Origin of the sequence: Sphingopyxis sp., assembly GCF_036675685.1 — a bacterium.
Classification (GTDB): Bacteria; Pseudomonadota; Alphaproteobacteria; order Sphingomonadales; family Sphingomonadaceae; genus Sphingopyxis.
Genome location: NZ_JAKFEM010000040.1, coordinates 1 through 18,646, shown reverse-complemented (window position 1 = coordinate 18,646; position 18,646 = coordinate 1). Strand labels below are relative to the sequence as shown.

The window sequence follows — 18,646 nt, the reverse complement described above, 5'->3', positions numbered from 1 at the left end:
CCGCGGTTACAGGGACAGGATACGGATACACATGGCGCGCTGGTACATCATTCACGCCTATTCGGGTTTCGAGAACAAGGTTCGCGATTCGGTGCTTTCCGAAGCCGAACGCATGGGCCTCACCGATTTCGTCGAGGCGGTCGAAGTGCCGGTCGAAACGGTGACCGAGGTGAAGCGCGGCAAGAAGGTCCAGGCCGAGCGCAAATTCTTCCCGGGCTATGTTCTCGCCAAGCTGACGATGACCGACGATGTCTATCACCTCGTCAAGAACACGCCGAAGGTCACGGGCTTCCTCGGTTCGATGGGCAAGCCGCAGGCGATCAGCGAAGCCGAAGCCGCGCGCATCCTGAACAGCAAGGAAGAGGCCGCAGCCCGTCCGAAGCAGGAAATCCGCGTCGATTACGAAATCGGCGACCAGGTCAAGGTGCTCGACGGTCCCTTCGCCAGCTTCAACGGGCTGGTCGAGGAACTCGATTTCGAAAAGGCGCGCGTCAAGGTGTCGGTGTCGATCTTCGGTCGCGCGACGCCGGTCGAGCTCGATTTCGAACAGGTCGAACGCTTCAAATAAGCGCCACCCCGGCTTTCGCCGGGATGGCGGGGCAGGGGGCTGGCTGACATCGTGGGCGAACTCACCCCCGAACAGATTCAGGCGCGCATCGAGCAAGCCCGGGCGATCAACGACGGTGTCACCGCCGACAAGGTCGTCGGCGCCGTGGCGCGATTGTTCGACCTCGAACCCGCCGGGCCCGACGACGAATTCACTTACCCCGCGCTTCCCACGACGGCGCGTGAACGCATTTTCGGCGGGCAGGTGATCGCGCAGGCGATGATCGCTGCGGCGCGCACCGTCGATCCGGACAAGCAGGTCCATTCGCTCCACGCCTATTTCCTGCGCGGCGGCGACGAGACCAAGCCGCTGCATTTCCGCGTCCACCGCGACTTCGACGGGCGCAGCTTCGCCAATCGCCGCGTCGTGGTACGGCAGAATGACAAGGTCATTTTCAACCTGACCGCCTCGTTCCAGCTTCCGGCGACGGGGCTGTCGCATCAGGTGCCGATGCCCGATTTGCTGCCGCCCGAGGCGTGCTGGGACTTCACCGATTTCATTGCCGCCGACCCGAACATCTCCGACCGGCAGCTTGCGCATATGGCGCGCCGCCGGCCGTTCGAGGTCCGCAGCTATCGCCCGCCGCCATCGGAGGGCGCGACGCAGCATTATCAGTGGTTCCGCGCCGCGGCGCCGATCGGCGACGATCCGCTGCTCCACCGCGCCTTTCTGGCGTTTGCGTCCGACATGGGCCTCTTGTCGTCGGCGATGCTGCCGCACGGGATCAATTTCTGGACGCCGGGCATGTTCACGACCAGCCTCGACCATGCGATGTGGTTTCATGGGCCGGTCCGCGTCGACGACTGGTTCGTCTTCGTGATGGACAGCCCGTGGACCGGGGGCGATCGCGGGCTGTGCCGCGGCTCGATCTATCGGCAGGACGGCACGCTGATCGCAACCGCCGTGCAGGAAGGGCTCGTGCGCTTCACGCCGCCCGCCTGACCAGCCAAAAGGCTTGTTTCTTCGCCGATTTGCGCTTATGGGCGCCGCTTCGCGTCAGATAAGGGCGTGATCCCGCGCGGGAGGAAGGGGTGATGCCCTTCTGTTCGACCGCTAATTTTGAGCTCCGGATCAAGTCCGGGGCGACAGAAAGATAGGAGGCCATCATGGCTAAGAAGATTAGCGGCTACATCAAGCTGCAGGTACCGGCAGGGACCGCAAACCCCTCGCCGCCGCTCGGGCCGGCACTCGGCCAGCGCGGCGTGAACATCATGGAATTCTGCAAGGCGTTCAACGCCGCGACCGATTCCATGGACAAGGGCACGCCGACCCCGACCATCATCACCGTCTATGCCGACAAGAGCTTTTCGTTCGTCACGAAAACGCCGCCGGCGACGTACCTGATCAAGAAGGCCGCGAACCTGAAGTCGGGTTCGAAGGAGCCGGGCAAGATCAGCGGTGGCAAGATCGCGCGCTCGAAGCTCGCCGAAATCGCCGAGATCAAGATGAAGGATCTCAACGCCAACGACATCGAACAGGCGACGAAGATCATCGAAGGCAGCGCCCGCTCGATGGGCCTCGAAGTGACGGAGGGCTGAACCGATGGCAAAGCTGACCAAGAAGCAGAAGGCCCTCGAGGGCAAGGTTGACGCGCTGAAGCTTCACGCCGTCGACGAAGCGATCAAGACGGTTCGCGAACTGGCTTCGACCAAGTTCGACGAAACGCTGGAAATCGCGATGAACCTGGGTGTCGATCCGCGCCACGCCGACCAGATGGTCCGCGGCGTCGTGACGCTCCCCGCCGGCACCGGCAAGGACGTCAAGGTTGCCGTGTTCGCGCGCGGCGACAATGCCGACAAGGCGCTGGCCGCCGGCGCCGACAAGGTCGGTGCCGAAGACCTGATGGAAGACATGCTCGCGGGTAACCTCGACTATGGCCGCGTCATCGCGACGCCGGACATGATGGGCATCGTCGGCCGCCTCGGCAAGACGCTGGGTCCGAAGGGCCTGATGCCGAACCCGAAGCTGGGCACCGTGACCCCGAACGTCGCCGAAGCCGTGAAGGCCGCCAAGGGTGGTCAGATCGAATTCCGCGTCGAAAAGGCCGGGATCATCCACGCCGGCATCGGCAAGCTGTCGTTCGGCGAAGAAAAGCTCCGCCAGAACTTCGACGCCTTCGTCGACGCGATCGTCAAGGCGAAGCCGGCCGGCGCGAAGGGCAAATATGTCCGCAAGGTCGCATTGTCGTCGTCGATGGGCCCGGGTGTGAAGGTCGATACGGCCGACGTCACCGGCGCCTGATTTCGATCGGCACTGAGTTAGGGAAGGGCCGGGGGAAACCTCGGCCCTTTTCTTATGGGCGGGTTTGGGGGCAGTGAACCGCCATGGCCTTTTTTCGTCATCCCGGGTTGGATCCGGGATCCGGTCGGCGCAAGGGCCGCGTGATATTCCAAAGTTCAGGAAAGTTCAGCCCTGTGCATCGCCCGATTGGGACCTCGCAGCGGGCTGGACGCGTCCGGCACGCCCCGCCGTGGGCGCCCGGCAAGTCGGGTAGCGGCCGCTTTTATCCACCAAATGAAAGAGCAGGGACGAAGGCTGGCACGGCCGGATAATGTAGGAAAGGCTTATTTGAAGGCGATGCCTGCTTTGGGGTGGAGAGCTGGCGTTCAAACGCCAAGGAAGGAGACAATCTTCTGGGCGTCCAAACGCTCTGTCAACCAACCTGCGAGGTAAGAGCGAAGCTCCTTTTCCTGAGCCGGAAACTCGCGACCATTGGGGTCTGGCTGTTGCAACCCGTCAACCATGAGCTTGAGACAAGGCGCCGAAAGCTCCAGCGGCCCATATCTGTGCATCGGTGTCCATTCAGCGCAAGATGATGCCAAGACTGGTTCAATCAGGTCGAATGCATCCCAATTGAGAGCTATTCCGGCACCAATCTCCCCCGGCCAGTGCCCTTCGGCGAATTGAAAAGTCAGCCCGCTAATCAAGCCATGCGTCGGAAACCATTCCAGCTTTGTTGCCATTCGCCACGAATAGCTCTGAGGAGCATTGTCCGCAATCGGTCGCTTTCTGCCATCGTGTCCCGAATAGCGCCGAACGGCAAAAACGGGGTGAAAGCTGACGAGGCAAACTTAGGCTCGCGGCGATCGCAACTGCCGGGCGAGCGTGAGCACAAAGCGTTTCGTGAGGTAAAGATACCAGACCACACCGGGCAGCAAAAATGGCACAGCCCAAAACGTGTTATGCACAGTGAGCCCGGTTGCATATTCGAACGCAAACATGATGCCTCCGCCCAAAAAAATCGGCCATAGACATTCCAGTTTACCGTACCCGCTCCACGGCGGGTCGCGCTCCATCTCAGTTATGAGTCGATCGTGGTATCGTTTCAGCCAAGTCACTCTTGAGATCACCCCAGACGTCGTTCTCGAAGACGTATGGCAATTAGAACGTGTCCGCAACCGGTCGATAGCGGTCATTGCGATCGGCGAAACTCGATCAAATCCCACTTGTTGCCATAGAGGTCGAGGAACACCGCCACCGTGCCATAATCGGCCTCCAGCGGCTCGCGTTCGATCCGCACGCCCCTATCGAGCATCTGCTGATAGTCGCGCCGGAAATCGTCGGTCTGCAGGAACAGGAAGACGCGCCCGCCGGCTTGGTCACCGATAAACTTCGCCTGTTCTTCATTGGCGGCACGTGCCAGCAGGATCGTTGTCCCGCCCGGCGGATTGCCCGGCGGCGCGACGAGCACCCAGCGCTTGTCCTGCTCGGGCTGATAGTCGTCGGCAACGAGCGTGAAACCCAGCGTCCCGACATAGAAATCGATCGCCTCGTCATAATCGCGGACGACGAGCGCGATATGCGCGAGCGACTGGCGCGTCATTCGCGCAGCCCCCGCAGCGCAGCGCCCGCCGCAAACGGCCCGATCACCGTCAGCAGCAAACTCGTCGCGCCGAGCAGTTTGATTGCGCCGCGCCCCGACGGATCGAGCATCCCCGCGCCAAAGATCAGCATCGGCACCGCGAGCGGCAGGACGAGCAGCCCGCCGATGGCGCTGCCGCCCTTATGGCTCGCGGTCAGCGCGGCGCTCAGCACCGCGAGCGAGGCGAGCGCCGGGATGGCGATGGCGATCCCGGTCGCGAGCAACTCGACCCGTCCGGCGTCCTGCGCGAGCAAGGCCGCGGCCGGGAACAGCGCGATCATCAGCGGCAGGCCGAAACCGATCGCATGCGCGGCGATCTTCACCGCTGCGACGACCTCGTCGGCCATGCCGCGCACCGCGAGCTGGTCGAGCACGCCCGTATCGCGGTCGGGCCGCACCAGCCGGTCGATCGGCAGCAAGGCCGCGAGCAGCGCGGCGACCCACACCATCCCGCCGCCGGCGCGCTTCAGCAAGGGTGCGTCCGGCCCGACGGCAAAGGGAAAAGCCGTCGCAACGAGCAGGAAGAACAGCACGGGTAGCCACAGCGCCCCGCTGCCCCACGCACGCCGGAGGTCGCGCCAGAACAGGGCGATGAGCGCGGTCATTTAGCCTCCCCGTCATTGCGAGGAGCGAAGCGACGCGGCAATCCAGGGTAGCGTAGGCCGCTCTGGATTGCTTCGCTTCGCTCGCAATGACGAATGGGAAGGGCAATCATGTCAAAGCCCCCATGTCGAGTTCGGCGAGATCGTCGATGCCGAGCGCAAAATGCGACGCGAGCAACACTGCCCCGCCATTCGCGCGATGCTTGACGATGGCCGCGACGAGCCGCGCCCGCGCCGCATCGTCCATGCCGTTCGCGGGCTCGTCGAGCAGCCAGATCGGCGCGCCCGAGGCGACGACGCGGACCATCGCGGCGCGCTTGCGCTGGCCGGTCGAGAGCATCGATACGGGAACTTCGGCGAGCGGCGCCAGCGCCATCTCGTCCATCGCGCGGTCGACCGTGTGGCCGTCGACGGTATCGACCCGCGCCCAGAAATCGAGCGCGCGGCGCAGCGGCAGTTCGGCGTCGAGCGCCGCCGCCTCGTCGATCAATGCGCAGCGCCCATGGCGCTCGACCGTCCCCGCGGCGGGACGGAGCAACCCGGCGGCAAGGCGGATCAGGCTCGACTTGCCCGCGCCATTCGGTCCGCGCAGCCACAGCGCGCTGCCCGCCCTCAGCGTCAGCGACAGATTTTCGAAGACCAGCCGGTCGCCGCGGATGCACGCGACATCGCCCAGCCGCAGCAATGCCGTCACGCCATGTCTTCCAGCGCGTGCATATCATCGTCCGAATAGCCGAAATGATGGCCGATTTCGTGGATCAGCACATGACGCACCAGCCCGTCGAGGCGCTCGCCGGTCTCGATCCATTCGACGAGAATCGGGATGCGATAGAGGGTGACGCGGTCGGGCATGCCGCCGCTCTGGTCGACGCTGCGCTCGGTCAGCGGGCGGCCTTCGTAGAGGCCTGTGAGTTCATAGGGATGCTCGATGTCGAGCGACGCGAGCGTCTCGTCGTCGGCGAACTCTTCGATCGCGATCACCACGCCGGCGATATGCGGCGCAAACACCGCGGGCATCGTCGCCAGCGCCGCCTCGGCCATCGCGAACAGCGCGTCGGCGTCGGGCGCGCCGCCGGTCCAGCCGGCAGGCAAGTCGGGGGGCAAGTCGGGAAGGGCGGGCTTGTCGCTCATCGCGCCCTTCCTTATGGCGGGCGCGGCGCCTTGGCCAGCGGGAGATATATCATGGTCCAGAAACTCGACGACGATGCGCGCACCGCGCTGCTCGCCCGCTTTCCCGATTGGGCGCACGAACCGACGCGCGACGCGATCACCCGCCGCTTCAAATTCGCCGATTTCGCGCAGGCATTCGGTTTCATGACCAGCGTCGCGATTCTCGCCGAAAAGATGGACCATCACCCCGAATGGTCGAACGTCTATAACCGCGTCGACATCTTGCTCACGACGCACGACGCCGATGGATTGTCCGAGCGCGATGCGAAACTGGCGGAAGCGATCGAGGCATTGCTCTAATCTTGTTCGTCATTCCCGCGAAAGCGGGAACCCAGCGAACAAGCTGTTTCCCGGCGAAAGCCGGGATCCATTGCGACGTTGCATGGACCCCGGCTTTCGCCGGGGAACCGGGGACACGGGAACGATGCATTTGTTGTTATCTTGCGCTGACGCGTCACTCCCTTACAAGCAGCGCAAAGCACAAAGGGGAGCCCACCGCATGACCGACAGCCTGTTCCGCCGCAAACCGATCGTTCCGGAACAGCGGGAGGGACAGCAGGCGCTGGCGCGGACGCTCGGCTGGCCGCACCTCATCGCGCTTGGTGTCGGGGCGATCGTCGGGACCGGTATCCTGACGCTGATCGGGGTCGGCGCCGACAAGGCAGGTCCCGCGGTCATCCTCTCTTTCGGCATCGCGGGCCTGATTTGCGCGTGCGCGGCGCTCGCCTACGCCGAAATGGCGACGATGATCCCCGCTTCGGGCAGCGCCTATACCTACTCCTATGTGGTGATCGGCGAGCTGCTCGCCTGGATTGTCGGGTGGAGCCTGATCCTCGAATATTCGCTCGTCGTCAGCGCGGTCGCGGTGGGCTGGTCGGGCTATGCCGCGCCCTTGCTTCAGGCGTGGATGGGCGCGCCGATGGCGCTGATGCAGGGGCCCGAACTGGGCGGCGTCGTCAACCTGCCGGCGATCGCGATCATCGCGGTGGTCGCGGGGCTGCTGCTCGTGGGTACGCGCGAAAGCGCGACGCTCAACGCCATCCTCGTGCTCGTCAAAATCGTTGCGCTGGTCGTCTTCGTCGCGGTCGCGCTTCCCGCCTTCAATGCCGCGAATCTCGAACCCTTCAGCCCCTACGGCTTTGCCAAGCATATGGGCCCCGATGGGGTGGAGCGCGGGGTGATGGCGGCGGCGGCGATCATTTTCTTCGCTTTCTACGGCTTCGATGCGATTGCGACGGCCGCCGAGGAAGCCAAGAATCCCGACCGCGATTTGAAGATCGGGATCGTCGGATCGATGGTCGCCTGCGTGATCATCTATATCGCCGTCGCGGTCGCCGCGGTGGGCGCAATCGCCTACACCCGCTTCGCCAACAGCCCCGAACCGCTCGCGCTGATCCTGCGCGAACTCGGCAGCCCGCTCGCGGCGCAATATCTCGCCGTCTCGGCGATCATCGCGCTGCCGACGGTCATCCTCGCCTTCTTCTATGGGCAGAGCCGCATCTTCTTCACCATGGCGCGCGACGGGCTGCTGCCCGCGAGCCTCGCCAAGCTGTCGTCGCGCGGAACGCCGGTGCGGATCACGATCTTCACCGCGCTTGTCGTCGCGGTGCTTGCCGGCTTCATCCCGCTGGGCGAACTGGCCGCGCTCGCAAACGCCGGCACGCTGGCCGCTTTCACTGCCGTGTCGATCTGCATGCTGATCATGCGCCGCCGCGCGCCCGATGCCCCGCGCACCTTCCGCGCGCCGCTACCCTGGGTGGTTGGCGGCATCGCGGTGCTCGGCTGCATCTATCTGTTCTTCAGCCTGCCGGCGCAGACCCAGCTCTGGTTCCTGATCTGGAATGTCGGCGGACTCGGCGTTTATTTCCTCTACGCCCGCCGACATGCCGTCATCGGGTGATCAGTCGAACAATTCGCTGAGGAAGCTCTTCTTGTAATTCTTCTTGTACGGCTTGCCATAATGCCGGTCGTCGTCGCGATATTGCGGCTGGGCCGGCGGCGGCGGCGGAGCCGATGCGCGCGGTGCGGGGGCAGGCGCGCTCGCGGCTTCGCTGCGCTCGATGATCTTGTCGAGCTCGCCGCGATCGAGCCAGACGCCGCGGCATTGCGGGCAATAGTCGATCTCGATCCCCTGACGTTCCGACATCGTCAAATTCACGCGGCAAGTCGGGCAAAGCAGGCCTTGGGGCTCGGTCACAGATATTCCTTTCCTAAAGGGGAGGTTCGTGAGCGCCTAACGCGGCATGCGCGCGCGGCGTTCCGTCAGGTTGATACCGGCTGCCAGTCGAAGGGCAAAGGCGCCTCGCGAAAGGCGAAGCGGTCGAGGTGACGCGCGACCGCGCCCTCCAATCCGGTGAGTTGCTCGCCGACGCTGGCATCAATGCGGACCGACAGCGCGTCGGGCCCGGCATCGAAGGTCACCAGCGCATCGCCCGGCCAGTCGGCCCCGCGCGCGTCCTTGGGAAAGGTCACGGTGCCATGATCGGCGGTGAACTCGACCGCGAGATTATGCTGCCAATGCTTGCACAGCTGTTGCAGATATTTGCTCGCGTGCGCCGTCGGCACGCGCGCCGTCGATGAAGCCGTCATGCTTTCGCTCCTTACAGTCGCTCGATCTTTTGCGCCGCTTCGTCGATCAGCGCGACGATGTCGTGCAGCGCCGCATTGTCGAGATCGCGGTCGCCCAGCCGGTTCATCAGAACCTGGCGCAGATTGCCCATCGCGCGGCGGACCGAGGCCGAATCGGTGCGCTGCGTTTCCTCGCCGACCGCGGTCAGGCGGGCGATCGCGGCTTCGACGATTTCGCTATTGGCGTCGAGTTCGGCGCGTCCGGCGTCGGTGATCGCGAACAACTTCTTCGCGCCGTCGCTCTGCTGCGCTTCGATCAGGCCCATGTCGTCGAGCATCGTCAGCGTCGGATAGATGACGCCCGGGCTCGGCGCATAGGTGCCGCCGGTGAGTTCCTCGATCTGGCGGATCAGGTCATAACCGTGGCGCGGTTCGTCGGCGATCAGCTTGAGCAGTACGAGCCGCAATTCGCCGCCGTCGAACATCCGGCGCCGCTCGCCGCGCTCGCCCCGGCCACCGCCGCGCCGGCCACCGCCGCCAAAGCCGTGCCCGAACCCATGGCCAAAGCCGCGTCCGCCGCGGTGCATCGCCCGCCGCCCGCCGCAACCGCGGCCTTCCATTTTCGCATAGAATATCATTATTCGTTCCTTAGAGTGATTCTAGATGCGTCTAAGATATATCTTAAAACGAACTTTGCAAGGGGCGACTGCACGCTCCGCGGCACTTTCGCAAACTTCCGCCGCTTTCGATCAGGTGCCGAAGGTCACATGGCCCCGTTCGTCGATCGCCCACGCAGGGTTCCACGCGATCTCCCACGCATGACCATCCGGGTCGGCAACATAGCCGCGAAAGCCGCCATGCGGCGGCGCATCGGCGGCCCGAAGGATCTGCCCGCCCGCGCTTGCGAGCTGTTCGATGAGCGGCGCGACATCGTCCTTTGCGCGAACGTTATGGGCGATCGATACGGCGCCGGGTGCGCTGCCGCCGGGCCGGAGCATATCGGCCTCCAGCGCCGTTCGCGACCAGGTTCCCAACATCAATCCGTTCATTTGGTAGAAGACGACTTCGTCATTCTCGAACACCGGCGTCCAGCCGAATCCCTCGACATAGAAGCGCCGCGACCGGCCGATGCCGGAGACCCCCAGTGTGACCACAGAGATTTGTTGCTGCATGCCCATGTCCTTCCTCGCTCGGCAGCGCGGCCATCGCACCTTGACTTCGCCGCCATCAACGCTATTAGCGCCCCCGTGTTGCCAAGGCTCCGGCCGCGGCAATTCCGTCCGAGACAGTTGGTGAAGGGGATTTGCCCTTCTTAATTTCCAGCCGAGACGGGGAACAGTCTTTTTCGGTCGCCCGCCTGTTCAATCAGGCGACGCGTCTTGACCGACCCCATCGGACATCGTTGCGCAAATGCAGGCGAGCCTTGGCTCGCGTCTGTCTTTGCGTGTGTTAGCCGCCCGGCGGCTCCATGCGTTTCGGCGCGTGCGCATCCGGGCAGATGAGTGGAGTATAGGCATGGATCGTACGGAAAAGGCCGAAGCCGTATCCTCGCTGAACGCTACGCTGGGATCAGCTGCTGCTGTTGTGGTCGTCCGCAACCTCGGCATGACCGTCGCTCAGTCGACGGTGCTGCGCCAGCAGATGCGCGATGCAGGGGCCGACTTTCGCGTCACGAAGAACCGTCTTGCCAAAATCGCGCTCGATGGCACGTCCTACACCGGTATCGGCGAACTGCTGACCGGTCCCACGGCCCTTGCAACCTCGACCGATCCGGTCTCGGCTGCAAAGATCGCCGTGGAATTTGCCAAGACCAACGACAAACTTGAAATCGTTGGCGGCGGCATGGGCGACGTGGTCCTCGACGTGAATGGCGTCAAAGCGCTTGCTTCGCTTCCCTCGCTCGACGAGCTCCGCGCCAAGATCATCGGTCTGGTGCAGGCTCCGGCCACCAAGGTTGCGCAGATTGCCGCAGCTCCGGCGGGCCAGTTGGCGCGGGTTTTTGGCGCATATGCCGCCAAAGAAGCAGCGTGATTTCGAACTAAACCTGAAACTTACTGCCGGGACATCCCGGTTCTGATGGAGAATGAACATGGCTGATCTTGCAAAGATCGTTGAAGAACTGTCGTCGCTGACCGTCCTCGAAGCGGCTGACCTGTCGAAGCTGCTCGAAGAAAAGTGGGGCGTTTCGGCTGCTGCTGCTGTTGCTGCCGCTCCGGCTGCTGCCGCTGCTGGCCCGGCTGCTGAAGAGCAGACCGAATTCGACGTCATCCTGACGGGTGACGGCGGCAACAAGATCAACGTCATCAAGGAAGTCCGCGCGATCACCGGCCTGGGTCTTGGCGAAGCCAAGGCGCTCGTCGAAGGCGCGCCGAAGGCCGTCAAGGAAGGCGTGAACAAGGCGGAAGCCGAAGAGCTGAAGGCCAAGATTCTCGCTGCCGGCGGCACCGTCGAACTGAAGTAATCAGTTTGCGAAGGTCCGGCCGGTTCGTCCGGCCGGGTTCCAGCGATAAAGAAAAGGGCGGTGCCGCGAGGCGCCGCCCTTTTTTTCATGCGATGAGGGGACCACCGCCTAGTTGCTGGAATATCCCGGACGGAAGTTGGCGGTGGTGCGAACGCGTGCCGGTTCGGCACGGCGAACGTCCTGCTCGTGCATCGCCGGGGCGGGGCGTTGGGCGATTTCCCATGCGCTGACCGGCTTGCGGGTCATGTCTTTCTGTGCGCCGAGCGTTTCGTCATAGGCGACGCGTTCCTGTTGATCGAGGAAGCGCGCACGCTTCAGGCGTTTGTTCAGCGTCGCGAAGGGATTGTCGTCGGTCGGGCCAGCGATCGCCATGGCCTCGTGACGTCCCATGCTGCCGCTCGGCGTCGCGGCAAAAGCCGGGACGGTGCGTGCCACGACGGTTTCCTCGCGCGGCGGGGCGTAGGCGGGGGTGATCCACTGCTGCGATGCCTGGGCAGTCGCAGGTTCGGCGGCGGGGGCGGGCGCGCGCTCATATCCGTAGACGGGCACTTCCTCGTCCACCTCGTCCGCCGTGCGGCGGCGGCGTGCAAAGGCGAGGCCCGCACCGCCGACGATCAACAGCGCGGCTGCACCGCCTGCGATCTCCCACGGGAAATCGCTGCCGGTCGTGCTCGCCGCTTCGGCGGGCAGCGGCGCGGCTTCGACAACCGTTTCGGCGGGTGCCATCACAGGGACAGCGATTGGCGTTGCCTCCACGAGCGCCGGAGCCTCGGCGGCGGGCGTTACGGCGGATGCCGCGACCGGAGCGGCGGCTATCGGCCGTGCGCGCTGCGCCGTGCGTTCGGCGCGCGCCGGGGCTGCGGCGCGTTCGGCCGCCTTGGGCGCCGGGGCGGTGGTTTCGGGCGCGATCTCCAGCGGCACGCGGATGACCGGCTTCGGCGCCGGGGGCTGTGCGGTCTGCGGCGTGGCGACCGGCGCGACCGTGCTCGGTTCGGCCACCGTCGGCGGGGTCTGCGGCGTCGGCGTGGCGACCGGCGGCGTCATCGTGATGGGGGCTTCCTGCGCAAAAGCGCCGGGCGTGGACAGGGCCAGGAACGCGGCAATCGCGCTCATGGCGGGGCGGGAGAGGGCGGTGTTCTTTGTCATGGTGAAGGACGAACGAACCACCTGACCAAAGTGCTGCCCGGACCGCGCCGTTTCCGGGATGAGCCGTGTGCGCCGAACGGCATGGCGAAGATTCCGGTGCCGTTTGTCGCGACCAGCGACCGGTTCTGCGGTCAGGCGCATCGCGTTGCTGGCTGCTCGATAAGGGTATGCGGACCCCGCTTTTCCGGGGCAGAGGGCATGAAAATGACAGGAGTTTTGCGCTTTGGAGTCATGCGCGTCATCAATTCGTCATGGCGACGCAACCTTGGCATGGTCTGCCGCGCGGATGAAAACGACCGACCTGATGCCGATCCGGCTGCCCGATCGCCTGCGCGAGACGCAGCGGCTTCTCTTCATCGCCAAGCATGCGCGTTGGACCGGCGGGCTGCACGCAGACGATGGCAATCATGCGCTCTATCACCGCGAGATGCGCGAGACGCTCGAGGGGCTCGGCATCGAGCTGCTGATCGCCGACAGCTATGCCGCGCTGTTCGATCGGCCCGCCGCCGACTTCGTCTTCCCGCTGCTCAACCGCGGCGGCTTCTTCAATTCCGAAATGCTGCTGCCCCTGCTCTGCAACCAGCATGGTCTGCCCTATCTCGGCGCCTCGCCGATCGTGCGCGGCCTGTCCGACGACAAGCATCTGACCAAGCTCGAGGCCGCGGCGCGCGGCGTGCCGACCGCGCCCTGGGCGCTGTTCCGCCGCGGCGCGCCGGTCGATGTGTCGCGCTGCCCGCCGGCGCGGCGCTGGGTGATCAAGCCGAACAACAGTTCGGCTTCGTGGGGCGTCCGCGACGCGCACGACCGCGTCGAATTGGCGCGGTCGATCGCCGAAATCCATGCCCTCGACCATGACGCGCTCGTCGAACCCTTTATCGACGGCAGCGATATCGAGGTGCCGGTGATCACGCTGGGCGGCGAGCCCGCGATGCTGCCGATGATGATCTTCGAACAAGACGACCCGACCCAGCTTCGCACCTATCAGGAAAAGCGCGACCTCGTCGGCAACGTCGGATATTGCATCAAGCGGTTCGACGACCCGGCGATTACCGTGCAGATTGTCGAATATACAAAGCGGATGGCCGACATATTCCGCCCGTTCGACTACGGCCGGTTCGAGTTTCGCGTCGATCACACGACCGGCGACGTCCGGCTGCTCGAGGTCAATCTGAACTGCAACCTCTGGTCCGAAAAGCTGTTCTCGCGCTCGGCCGTCGCTGCGGGCTTCACCCATTCGGCGCTCATCGAAACGATCGTCGCCGAAAGCATGATGCGCCAGATCGCGCCCGCCGCCGCGCGGCGGGTCGCGGCATGAACGGGTCGATCCTGATCCTCGCGGGCCGCCGCCCCGGCGCGGTCGACGCCCTGGCCGAGGCGCATGGCGTCGCCGACAAATGCCTCGTTCCCGTCGCCGGCCGGCCGATGATCGCGCATGTGCTGGATAGCGCGGCGGATAGCGATGCCGAGCGGATATTGGTGTCGACGCATCATGCCGCACTGCTCGCCGACCTGAACGATCCGGTCGTCGATCTGCTCGGCGACCGCCTGATCGTCCTGCCCGCGGCCGACAATTTGGCGGATTCGGTGCTCGCCGCCGCGGGGTTGGCGCGCTTTCCGCTCCTCATCACGACCGCCGACAATTGCCTGCTGACCGCCGACACGATCGCCGAGATCGGTGCCGAGGCGGCGCGGCTCGATATCGAGGCGGGCGTCGCGCTGGCGCGGCGCGAGGATGTGCTCGCGGTCCATCCCGAAGGCCAGCGGCGCTTTTACGAGTTTTCGGACGTCGCGGTGTCGAACTGCAACGCCTATTGGATCGGGCATCCCGGCGCTTTGAAAGCGGCGGAAGCGTTTCGCGGCGGCGGCCAGTTCGTCAAGAAGCCGCTGCGCGTGATGCAGGCGTTCGGCCTGATCAACCTGCTTCGCTTCCGTTTCGGGCTGGGGCCGATCCACCACATCTTCGGCCGTCTTTCGCGCCGGCTGAACGTCGAAGTCGCCCCGCTGCTGGTCAGCAACGGGGCGACGGCAATCGATGTCGACAATGAACGCTCGCTTCGGGTGACCGAGGCGCTGATGGCGCGCCGCGCCCCTGTCAGTCGGCGACCCAGTTTCCGTGAAACCCGGGGGGAACGCGGTGCGGCAGGTGGACGACAGCTTGCGGTGACCCGGTAAAATCATCGGCATTGAGGATGACCAGGTCGGTCGTCTCGTCGTTCATGTCGACGACCAGCCCGATGAGCCACCCGTCATCCTCGGCGCCGTCGGCGCTGCGCGGCACAAAGACGAACTCGCCGGGGTGCCGGCCGGGGCCGAAGTCATGAACGTCGGTTGCGCGCCGGTCCAGATCGTGGCGGAATAGTCGCGTATCCGCCATCGCCCACTCGAGGCTCTCACCGTCAGGCATCGCCACGCTATAGATATAGCGATAGGGCTTGGTCGTCAGCCGTTCGTCGTAACGCGGGAATTCCTGCGCATGGTCGTGGATGGCGGTGCGGATCGTCGTGCCGGCGACCGGATCGATCGTCCAGCGTTCCATGCGCGATTTCTGGCTGTCGGGGCCGCGCTTTGATTCGGCGAACATCGTTTCGTGCGCGACGACGTCGACGATGACCTTGCCGTCGGCGGTTTCATAGGCGTTGGCGGGGTGGAAGACATAGCAGGGCTCGACCGGCACCCAGATGATGCTGTCGCCGCTGCCTGTCCTGGCGAGGAGGCCGACGCGCGCCGGATGCGCGTCGTTCCACGCATAGGGAAAGCGATAGCCGGCGAGCAGCATCTTCATCGAGAAGGTGACGGGCAGGTCGAGGACCAGCACGTAATTTTCGGTGATCGCGCAGTCGTGGATCGACGGGCCGTCGCTGACCGCGATCGCCTGCTCGCGGATGACGTGCGCGTCCTTGTCGAGCACGACGTGCCAGACCTTGTTCGGTTCGTCGCCGCGATAGGTGATCGCGTGCATCTCGTCGGTGAAGGGATCGTGATGCGGGTGCGCGGTGAAGGCCCCGGCGAGCGTGCCGTCGAAGGGGTTGTGCGCGATCGTGCCGAGTTCATAATCGAGTTCGACGGGCTTGCCGCCGGCTTCGACGATGGCGAAAGTGCGGCCGGCGAGGCCGACGACATTGGTGTTCGGCGCATCATTGCCATCGGCGCGGGGGCCGGGAGGCAGTTCCTCGCCGAGCACGGCGCAGGCTTCGCTGCCACGCACCCAGCGGTTGCGATACCAGTCGGCCTTGCCGCCTTCGATGCGGATGCCGTGGACCATGCCGGCGCCTGAGAACCAGTGATAGCTCGCCGGATCGGGCGCGACGGCCGGGTTCGGGCCGTTGCGCAGATAGCGGCCGGTGAGCGCGGCCGGAATTTCGCCGTCGACGCGGAGCGCCTCGAGCGTGAACTCTTCGGTCATCGGTTTGTGGATGCCGGTCAGGAAAGGGTGCGCGTCGGTGGGGCGGGGGAGGCGCTTGCGGTTGAAATCGGCGACCTTGCCGATGCCTTTGGCGACGGCGCCGCGGATCAGGGTTTCGACGTTGCTTGCCATGATGTTGCTCCTTACGGATGTTGGCGAAAGTGCCGCGCAGCGTGGGGTTGCGCCGGCGACTCGATATGTTTACAGTGGCAACATGATGGCGAACAAAGATAACAGTGTCAACATAAAAAGCGACGGGGCGAAAGCGGCGGGCGCTTATCATCATGGCGACCTGCGCGCGGCGGTGATCGCGGCAGGGTTGGAACGGCTCGCGCAAGGCGACGGCGCCGAGCTTGGCTTGCGTGCGCTTGCGCGCGATGTCGGGGTGAGCGCGACCGCGTTGTACCGGCATTTTCCGGACAAGGAGGCGCTGCTCGATGCGCTCGCCGACGAAGGGCTGCGCCGGCTCGGCGCGCTGCAGGCGCAGGCGTGGCTGAAGGCGGGCGGCGGTCACGCCGGTTTCAAGGCGACGGGCATCGCCTATGTCCGCTTTGCCTATGAGGAGCCGGCGGTGTTCCGGTTGAGCTTCACCCGCCAAATGTCCGAACGCTGTGAGCCCGGCGCCGACGGGGGAGAGGTGGGCTATAATTTATTGCGGGCCGGGGTCGCGCAGACGATGCCCCACCTTGAAGACCCCGATACTGCCGCGCTGCACGCCTGGGCGCTGGTACACGGCCTCGCGATGCTGATCCTCGACCGCCGGATCGAGTGGGACGAGACGATGGTCGAGGAGGTCGTCGGCCTGACCTTTGGCGGCATCGATAAGGCCGCGATCCGATAGGCCGCGCGATCGGGACCGACGGACAGCCGAAGAATATTTGCGGTTTATTTTCCCCTTTTCGGCTAGTCGGTTTCCATGACCCGGTCGCTGTCCCCCAGAGTCGAGGCGGTCTTTTGGTTCCTGCTGACCGCAGTGGGATATTTCCTGCTCGCGAGCCTGTCGCTGCACGCAACCAAGGGCGCGGACAATATCGCCGCGATCTGGCCGGCCAGCGGCTATTTTCTCGCGCTCTTGCTGTTCATGCCCGCCCGCGCGCGCATCGCCGCTTTCGGCGGCATGGTGACGGCCAGCCTGGCCGCCAATATTTTGGGCGGCGCGCCGCTCTGGTCATGCCTTGCCTTTACTTTCTCGAATGTCTGCGAGGCGGTGGTCGCGCTGTGGCTGCTGCGCCGCCGCGAGCCCGGTGAGCTCTCGTTCATGGTGCCGCGCGCCGTCGCCAGCTTTTGCATCGCGGCTCTGGCCGCCAGTGTGGTCAGCGCGGCGCTTGCCTGGGCATTGGCTGGAACGAGTCTCGATTTCTTCCTTTCATGGCTGACGACCGTGCTGCTCGGCATATTGATCGTGACCCCGCCGATCGTGATGCTTGCCCGGATGGTCAAAACGAACGCATTCGGCAACGCGCCCGCGGGAACGAAAACCGAAGCGACGGCGATCCTGACCGCGGCCGGGCTGGTCACCATCCTGTCCTTTTCGCAGTCGCAGTTTCCCGTGACATTCCTCCCCTGCATCGCGGTTGTTGCCGCGGCCTACCGGCTGGGACCCTTTGGCGCCGCGGCGGGGATGCTGATCGTGACGGTCATCGCGTCTTTGCTCACCGGCCAGGGATATGGGCCGGTCGCCGCGATCGAGGGCGCGCCGAAGGTCAGGGTGTTCTTCCTGCAATTCTATCTGCTCACTTTATTGTCCACGACGCTGCCGCTCGCGGCGCTGCTGATCGGGCGGCAGCGGCTCGCCAAACGGCTCGAACAGAGCAATCGCTGGCTGCTCCAGGCCGAGGCGGCGGCACTCGTGGGCCATTGGCGCGTCGACCTGGTGCGCTGGACGATCCAATGGTCGGATCAGGCCTATCGCGTCCACGGGCTGGAACCCGGAATGCCCGTTGGCGTGGACTATAGCGTCGAACAATATTTGCCCGATGACCAGATCGCGGTGCGAAAAATATTGAAAGAGGCGGTCCGGACCGGCCAGCCTTTCGAGTTTCAGGGCCGGATCCGCCGTTCCGACGGTGTGGTCCGTCATGTGAAGTCGCACGGATCGATCGAGAGGGGCCGCGGCGGCGTCGCGGTCGGCATCTTCGGCACCGTTCAGGATGTGACCGAAACGGTCGAAAACGCCCGCATTCTCGAGGCGGCGCGCAGCGCGGCGGAACGGGTCGCCAACACCGACATGCTGACCGGCCTGCCGAACCGCCGCCACACGCTGGGCTTTCTCGAAAAGGCGCTGACCGGTGCGCGCGAACATGGCGCGCCGCTCGCGGTCGCGATTTTCGACATCGACCATTTCAAGCGGATCAACGACAGCTATGGCCATGCGGTGGGCGACGACGTGATCCGCCGTGTCGCACAGCGCGCCAAGGCGGCGCTGCGCGACGAGGATATGCTCGGTCGCATCGGCGGCGAGGAATTCGTCTGCATCCTGCAAGGATCGAGCGCGCAGGCCGCCGAAATCGTCGCCGAGCGCGTTCGCAAGGCGGTCGAAACGGGCACGGCTGCGGAAACCGAACTGCCGAACGCGACGATCAGCGTCGGCCTGGCCGTCTATGAGGGCGAGCCCGACATCGAGGAACTGCTCCACCGCGCCGACAAGGCGCTTTATCTCGCCAAGCGCGAGGGACGGAACCGGCTGCGCATGGCGGCGTGAAGGGGCGGCTAACGACCGTTAGCGGCCATCATTCTCCCCTCCCGCTTGCGGGAGGGGTCGGGGGTGGGCAGCGACGTGGCGACCATGCCCACCCCGCTGCGGCTAGCCAGCAAGCTGACAAGCCTC

At 65.0% G+C, this 18,646-nt stretch carries 23 protein-coding genes; 12 read left to right on the top strand and 11 right to left on the bottom strand.

The genetic code is table 11. The annotated features are described in order from the left end of the window. Nucleotides 1-31 precede the first annotated feature (31 nt). The 4 genes from nusG (at nt 32) to rplA (ending at nt 2,848) form a co-directional block, all read left to right on the top strand. Nucleotides 32-568, top strand: coding sequence for a transcription termination/antitermination protein NusG (nusG, locus tag V6M50_RS15925; protein WP_037516051.1), 537 nt, complete (start codon nt 32-34; stop codon nt 566-568). Between the two features lie 51 nt (nt 569-619). Continuing rightward, the gene (locus tag V6M50_RS15920) at nt 620-1,549 is read left to right on the top strand and encodes an acyl-CoA thioesterase (RefSeq protein WP_332819559.1); all 930 of its coding nucleotides are present in this window, start codon (nt 620-622) and stop codon (nt 1,547-1,549) included. 164 nt (nt 1,550-1,713) lie between these two features. Then, the gene (gene rplK, locus V6M50_RS15915) at nt 1,714-2,145 is read left to right on the top strand and encodes a 50S ribosomal protein L11 (RefSeq protein WP_095383380.1); all 432 of its coding nucleotides are present in this window, start codon (nt 1,714-1,716) and stop codon (nt 2,143-2,145) included. A 4-nt stretch (nt 2,146-2,149) separates the two neighbouring features. Then, nucleotides 2,150-2,848 carry a 50S ribosomal protein L1 gene (rplA, locus tag V6M50_RS15910; RefSeq protein ID WP_332819558.1) on the top strand — a complete coding sequence of 233 codons (699 nt, stop codon included), beginning with the start codon at nt 2,150-2,152 and terminating at the stop codon, nt 2,846-2,848. Between the two features lie 365 nt (nt 2,849-3,213). On the opposite strand, the gene V6M50_RS15905 is transcribed toward rplA, so the two are convergent. The 5 genes from V6M50_RS15905 to V6M50_RS15885 all read right to left on the bottom strand — a co-directional run bounded on the left by V6M50_RS15905 (nt 3,214) and on the right by V6M50_RS15885 (nt 6,202). Then, a complete protein-coding gene (locus V6M50_RS15905; protein WP_332819557.1) occupies nt 3,214-3,570 on the bottom strand; it encodes a hypothetical protein in 357 nt (118 codons plus the stop codon). 449 nt (nt 3,571-4,019) lie between these two features. Then, nucleotides 4,020-4,430: a VOC family protein gene (locus V6M50_RS15900; RefSeq protein WP_332819556.1), complete on the bottom strand. Its 411-nt coding sequence runs from the start codon at nt 4,428-4,430 to the stop codon at nt 4,020-4,022. Next, complete coding sequence (locus V6M50_RS15895) at nt 4,427-5,074, bottom strand: heme exporter protein CcmB (protein WP_332819555.1); 648 nt, start codon at nt 5,072-5,074, stop codon at nt 4,427-4,429. The genes V6M50_RS15900 and V6M50_RS15895 overlap by 4 nt, the downstream gene beginning before the upstream one ends. Nucleotides 5,075-5,180: 106 nt before the next feature. Continuing rightward, nucleotides 5,181-5,765, bottom strand: a complete 585-nt coding sequence (gene ccmA, locus V6M50_RS15890; protein ID WP_332819554.1) for a heme ABC exporter ATP-binding protein CcmA — start codon at nt 5,763-5,765, stop codon at nt 5,181-5,183. After that, the gene (locus tag V6M50_RS15885) at nt 5,762-6,202 is read right to left on the bottom strand and encodes a metallopeptidase family protein (protein ID WP_332819553.1); all 441 of its coding nucleotides are present in this window, start codon (nt 6,200-6,202) and stop codon (nt 5,762-5,764) included. Before V6M50_RS15885 ends, ccmA begins: the two co-directional genes overlap by 4 nt. 51 nt (nt 6,203-6,253) lie before the next feature. Here V6M50_RS15885 and V6M50_RS15880 point away from each other — a divergent pair, with 51 nt between their 5' ends. Together V6M50_RS15880 and V6M50_RS15875 are read left to right on the top strand one after the other, a co-directional pair. Beyond that, complete coding sequence (locus V6M50_RS15880; RefSeq protein WP_332819552.1) at nt 6,254-6,541, top strand: 4a-hydroxytetrahydrobiopterin dehydratase; 288 nt, start codon at nt 6,254-6,256, stop codon at nt 6,539-6,541. Between the two features lie 199 nt (nt 6,542-6,740). Then, entirely contained in the window at nt 6,741-8,141 is a 1,401-nt protein-coding gene (locus tag V6M50_RS15875) for an amino acid permease (protein WP_332819551.1), read from the top strand. On the opposite strand, the gene V6M50_RS15870 is transcribed toward V6M50_RS15875, so the two are convergent. From V6M50_RS15870 to V6M50_RS15855, 4 genes are all read right to left on the bottom strand, one after another. After that, on the bottom strand, nt 8,142-8,387 hold the full coding sequence (locus V6M50_RS15870; protein ID WP_443030532.1) for a TFIIB-type zinc ribbon-containing protein: 246 nt from the start codon (nt 8,385-8,387) through the stop codon (nt 8,142-8,144). Between the two features lie 116 nt (nt 8,388-8,503). After that, nucleotides 8,504-8,830: a DUF2218 domain-containing protein gene (locus V6M50_RS15865; RefSeq protein ID WP_332819549.1), complete on the bottom strand. Its 327-nt coding sequence runs from the start codon at nt 8,828-8,830 to the stop codon at nt 8,504-8,506. An 11-nt stretch (nt 8,831-8,841) separates the two neighbouring features. Next, nucleotides 8,842-9,447 (bottom strand): PadR family transcriptional regulator, encoded by a 606-nt coding sequence (locus V6M50_RS15860; protein WP_443030531.1) that lies wholly within the window; start codon nt 9,445-9,447, stop codon nt 8,842-8,844. 111 nt (nt 9,448-9,558) lie between these two features. Beyond that, nucleotides 9,559-9,981, bottom strand: coding sequence for a VOC family protein (locus V6M50_RS15855; protein WP_332819548.1), 423 nt, complete (start codon nt 9,979-9,981; stop codon nt 9,559-9,561). A 343-nt stretch (nt 9,982-10,324) separates the two neighbouring features. On the opposite strand from V6M50_RS15855, the gene rplJ reads away from it, so the two are divergent. Further along, entirely contained in the window at nt 10,325-10,840 is a 516-nt protein-coding gene (gene rplJ, locus V6M50_RS15850) for a 50S ribosomal protein L10 (RefSeq protein WP_166941561.1), read from the top strand. Between the two features lie 58 nt (nt 10,841-10,898). Further along, nucleotides 10,899-11,270 (top strand): 50S ribosomal protein L7/L12, encoded by a 372-nt coding sequence (rplL, locus tag V6M50_RS15845; RefSeq protein ID WP_332819547.1) that lies wholly within the window; start codon nt 10,899-10,901, stop codon nt 11,268-11,270. Between the two features lie 108 nt (nt 11,271-11,378). Here rplL and V6M50_RS15840 read toward each other — a convergent pair whose 3' ends face one another. Continuing rightward, nucleotides 11,379-12,383: a hypothetical protein gene (locus tag V6M50_RS15840; RefSeq protein WP_332819546.1), complete on the bottom strand. Its 1,005-nt coding sequence runs from the start codon at nt 12,381-12,383 to the stop codon at nt 11,379-11,381. Nucleotides 12,384-12,702: 319 nt separating this feature from the next. On the opposite strand from V6M50_RS15840, the gene V6M50_RS15835 reads away from it, so the two are divergent. Then, entirely contained in the window at nt 12,703-13,731 is a 1,029-nt protein-coding gene (locus V6M50_RS15835; protein ID WP_332819545.1) for a D-alanine--D-alanine ligase family protein, read from the top strand. Next, nucleotides 13,728-14,588 (top strand): NTP transferase domain-containing protein, encoded by an 861-nt coding sequence (locus V6M50_RS15830; protein ID WP_332819544.1) that lies wholly within the window; start codon nt 13,728-13,730, stop codon nt 14,586-14,588. Before V6M50_RS15835 ends, V6M50_RS15830 begins: the two co-directional genes overlap by 4 nt. Here V6M50_RS15830 and V6M50_RS15825 read toward each other — a convergent pair. Then, complete coding sequence (locus tag V6M50_RS15825; protein WP_332819543.1) at nt 14,509-15,951, bottom strand: 8'-apo-carotenoid 13,14-cleaving dioxygenase; 1,443 nt, start codon at nt 15,949-15,951, stop codon at nt 14,509-14,511. The genes V6M50_RS15830 and V6M50_RS15825 overlap by 80 nt on opposite strands. Before the next feature lie 82 nt (nt 15,952-16,033). On the opposite strand from V6M50_RS15825, the gene V6M50_RS15820 reads away from it, so the two are divergent. Both V6M50_RS15820 and V6M50_RS15815 read left to right on the top strand, forming a co-directional pair. Next, a complete protein-coding gene (locus tag V6M50_RS15820; RefSeq protein ID WP_332819542.1) occupies nt 16,034-16,660 on the top strand; it encodes a TetR/AcrR family transcriptional regulator in 627 nt (208 codons plus the stop codon). A gap of 75 nt (nt 16,661-16,735) precedes the next feature. Further along, nucleotides 16,736-18,520, top strand: coding sequence for a sensor domain-containing diguanylate cyclase (locus V6M50_RS15815; RefSeq protein ID WP_332819541.1), 1,785 nt, complete (start codon nt 16,736-16,738; stop codon nt 18,518-18,520). Nucleotides 18,521-18,646: the final 126 nt, after the last annotated feature.